Raw genomic sequence first — 3,900 nt, forward strand, 5'->3', positions numbered from 1 at the left:
ATTTCATCATTTGAACGAACTTCAATTGTTTCTGTTAAGTCGCCCTCACTAATTTTATGAGAAGAAACAACCAATTGTTTTAAAGGTTTCGTAATCGAAAGGGTGATCAAGTAAATAATCACTCCTCCTAAAAGAAGGGCAATTACTGCGACAATTAGCGTATTGTAAAAGATAGGCTCTGCCGCTTTCGTGACTTCGTTTGTATATATAGATCCAACAATTTTCCAACCTGTTTTCACATTTGTCGCAAAGGCCATTTTCTTCTCTGAACCATCAAGTGTATATGTAAACGTTCCATGATTTTCTTTATACATAGGTTTCGCCCAAGAATCTGGTGCTTTTATACCTGGTTTCTCTTTTGGATGCGTTACAACATTTTGATTTTGATCTAAAATAAATGCATAGCCCTCTTTCCCAATATTAATCATTTTTGTTGTTTTTAATAAGCTATCAATCTTTAATGCCATACCAATAACGCCGCTACCATCATCCAATTTTTTAGAAATTGTTACAACAATATTTTCACTCCCCGTAGCTTTATACGGACTTGATATCGCAATACCACCGTTTTTTTTCATTGCATCGATATACCAAGGACGCTCTTTCGGATTATAATCTGCTGGCATTTGTACGTTCGGTTCTTGAATAAATGATCCGTTATCAGTTCCTACATAAGTATATATAATCTCAGGATGCAAACTTGCATACTCTGCAAACATTTTCCTAATACTTTCTCCATTATCAGTCTCATGCATATTACGCTGAATGACTTTAGAAAAATGTGTAACGTCATGATACTTTTCATCAATCATTTGATTAATTAAACTATCTAACACTTTAATATTTTCACTTACGCTGCTTGTAATTTGACTATCAAAATTCTTCTTTGCAGTTTGATAAGATAGAGTGCCAATTACAGACACCGCAGAAATGAAAATAACCAAAAATGAAAATAACAGTTTTTTTCCTACATTTATATTCTGAAACATTTTAAACACTTTTGACATACAGCTCCTCCTTTATGTTCGATCTAAGATGATATTAAAAACGAAAAGCGCGTGAACCATTTGATTCACACACTTTTACATTATACTTTAAATCTTTCAATTAATACTTGTAATTCTTCAGCCATTTGTGATAATGTTCCAGATGCTGAACTGATTTCTTCTATAGATGCCAATTGTTCTTCTGCCGATGCGGCTACACTTTGTGTGCTAGATGCATTGTTACTCGCTGTTATTGCGATTTCACCCACTGAAACTGACACTTCACCTGCCCCTTTGGACATTTGTTTCGCTGTCTGAACTAGACTTTCAATTTGTTTTGCAATTTCACTCGTAGATTGCAGAATTTCAGTAAAGCTTTGTTTTGTTTCATTGGCAATCACAAGACCTGACTGCACTTCCGTATTTACGTGATTCATAGAACTCACCGTTTTACTCATATCTTCTTGAATTTCTGTAATTAACTTTCCAATCTCATTTGAAGATGAGCTCGATTGTTCTGCTAATTTACGTACTTCATCTGCAACAATAGCAAAACCTCTACCTTGTTCTCCTGCCCTTGCTGCTTCAATTGCAGCGTTCAATGCTAATAAATTTGTTTGATTTGCAATATTTTGAATGACCTCTAATATATCCCCAATTTGCTTTGATTTATTATCTAATAACTTAATAATCTGATCAGATTCTGCCACTGACTGATGAATGGACTGCATTTGACTTACCGTTTGTGCAACGAGCTTATCACCATTTTCTGCTTTTTGACGTGTATACGCAGATGAAGTTGCGATAACAGATGAAGTATCTGCCACACGTTGAATTCCTTCTGTCACTTCTTGAAGCAACATTGAGCCCTGTTCAACACCTTTTGTTTGTGTAACTGCACCACTTGACACTTGATCAATTGCCATAGTAATTTGCTCAGTCGCTTCACTCGCTTGTCTCACGCTTGCCGTTAATTCTTCTGATGAAGCCGCTACATGCCCTGCTGACGAATTAATTCTTGAAATTAATTCACGCAGCGACCCAGCCATTTCATTGAAACCTTTTCCAAGTTGACCAATTTCATCATTTGAACGAACTTCAATTGTTTCTGTTAAGTCGCCCTCACTAATTTTATGAGAAGAAACAACCAATTGTTTTAAAGGTTTCGTAATTGAAAGGGTGATCAAGTAAATAATCGCTCCTCCTAAAAGAAGGGAAATTACTGCGACGATTAGCGTATTGTAAAAAATAGGTTCTGCCGCTTTAGTGACTTCATTTGCATACATTGTACCAGCGATTTTCCAACTTGTTTTCGCATTTGTCGCAAAGACCATTTTCTTCTCTGAACCATCAAGTGTATATGTAAATGTTCCATGATTTTCCTTATATAGTGGTTTTACCCAAATATCAGGAGCCTTTATACCTGACTTCTCTTGTGGATGCGCTATAACATTTTGGCTTTGGTCTAAAATAAACGCATACCCCTTTTTCCCAATATTAATCATTTTTGTTGTCTTTAATAGATTTTCAAGCTTTAAATCAATACCAATAACGCCGCTGCCATCATCTAATTTTTTAGAAACAGTAACAACAATATCCCCAGTCGCTTTGTCTTTATATGGGTTTGATATCGCAACGCCCCCATTTTGTTTCATTGCATCTATGTACCAAGGACGTTCTTTCGGATTATAACCTGCTGGCATTTGTACGTTCGGTTCTTGAATAAATGCTCCATTATCAGTCCCTACATACAGTTGCACTGTCTCAGGATGTAAACTTACATAATCTGAAAAAACTTTTCTAATACTTTCTCCATTTTCAGTTTCATGAATATTGCGCTGAATCACTTTAGAAAAATGTGTAACATCATTATACTTTGCATCAATTATTTGATTAATTAAACTATCTAACACTTTAATATTTTCACTTGCACTGCTTGTAATTTGACTATCAAAATTCTCCTTTGCATTTTGATAAGACATAGTACCTATTACAGACACAGCAGAAATTAAAATAACCAAAAATGAAAGTAGCAGTTTTTTTCCTACATTCATATTGTGGAATGGTATTAACACCTTTGACATATAGCTCCCCCTTTATGTGCCATCCAATATAATAATTTTAAAAATAAGAATCAGTTGAATATACAGCATCTTCTGACTCATTATTTGTAGATTTTATACAATTAATCTTAATTTGTCTATATATAAATATTTATATTATAAAATATTATGTAAATACGGATTTAATTCTGTACAAAATCAAATTACTATATTTAAAATTCATTGGGTAAACATTAGTCGTTATCTCCACTTAATTTCTTTGAAACCCTCAAAATCTTGAAAATGGAAACTCTTATTTACTACGAATAACAAAAAAACATCCATTAGTAACAGATGCTTTCACTTACACTATTCGCATACTTCCAAATATTATTTTCATTTCAGTTTCAAGTTTTAACTATAATTGGATCATACAGCTCGGCATACAATCTTATAACAATAGAAGTTTTCCGTCTTCCTTTTTATTATCTATCTCTTTGACAACAATATGTTAAATCCTTATGACCGATGGATTTTCCGTCCACAAACTAAAAGTGCGTGAATCATTTAATCCACGCACTTTTTTATTATACTTTAAATCTTTCAATTAATATTTGTAACTCTTCAGCCATTTGTGATAATGTTCCAGATGCTGAACTGATTTCTTCTATAGATGCCAATTGTTCTTCTGCTGATGCCGCTACACTTTGTGTGCTAGATGCATTGTTACTCGCTGTTATTGCGATTTCACCAACTGAAACTGACACTTCATCTGCCCCTTTGGACATTTGTTTTGCTGTCTGAACTAGACTTTCAATTTGTTTTGCAATTTCACTTGTAGATTGCAGAATTTCAGTAAAGCTTTGTTTTGT

At 33.9% G+C, this 3,900-nt stretch carries 2 protein-coding genes and 2 pseudogenes; all 4 read right to left on the bottom strand.

What is annotated here, in order from left to right:
* Positions 1–1,007, bottom strand: a 1,007-nt coding sequence (locus H280_RS0122655) for a HAMP domain-containing protein (protein WP_020063375.1), incomplete at its 3' end; no start/stop codon positions are given.
* A gap of 80 nt (positions 1,008–1,087) precedes the next feature.
* Positions 1,088–2,035 (bottom strand): methyl-accepting chemotaxis protein, encoded by a 948-nt coding sequence (locus H280_RS27065; RefSeq protein ID WP_442852843.1) that lies wholly within the window; start codon positions 2,033–2,035, stop codon positions 1,088–1,090.
* A pseudogene (locus tag H280_RS27070) lies at positions 2,027–3,070 on the bottom strand (cache domain-containing protein); the annotation flags it as partial. The pseudogene H280_RS27070 and the gene H280_RS27065, both read right to left, overlap by 9 nt.
* A 545-nt stretch (positions 3,071–3,615) precedes the next feature.
* Positions 3,616–3,900, bottom strand: a pseudogene (locus tag H280_RS0122665) (chemotaxis protein); the annotation flags it as partial.

The sequence above is a fragment of the Bacillus sp. 123MFChir2 genome, assembly GCF_000383235.1.
Taxonomy (GTDB): domain Bacteria; phylum Bacillota; class Bacilli; order Bacillales; family Bacillaceae_G; genus Bacillus_A.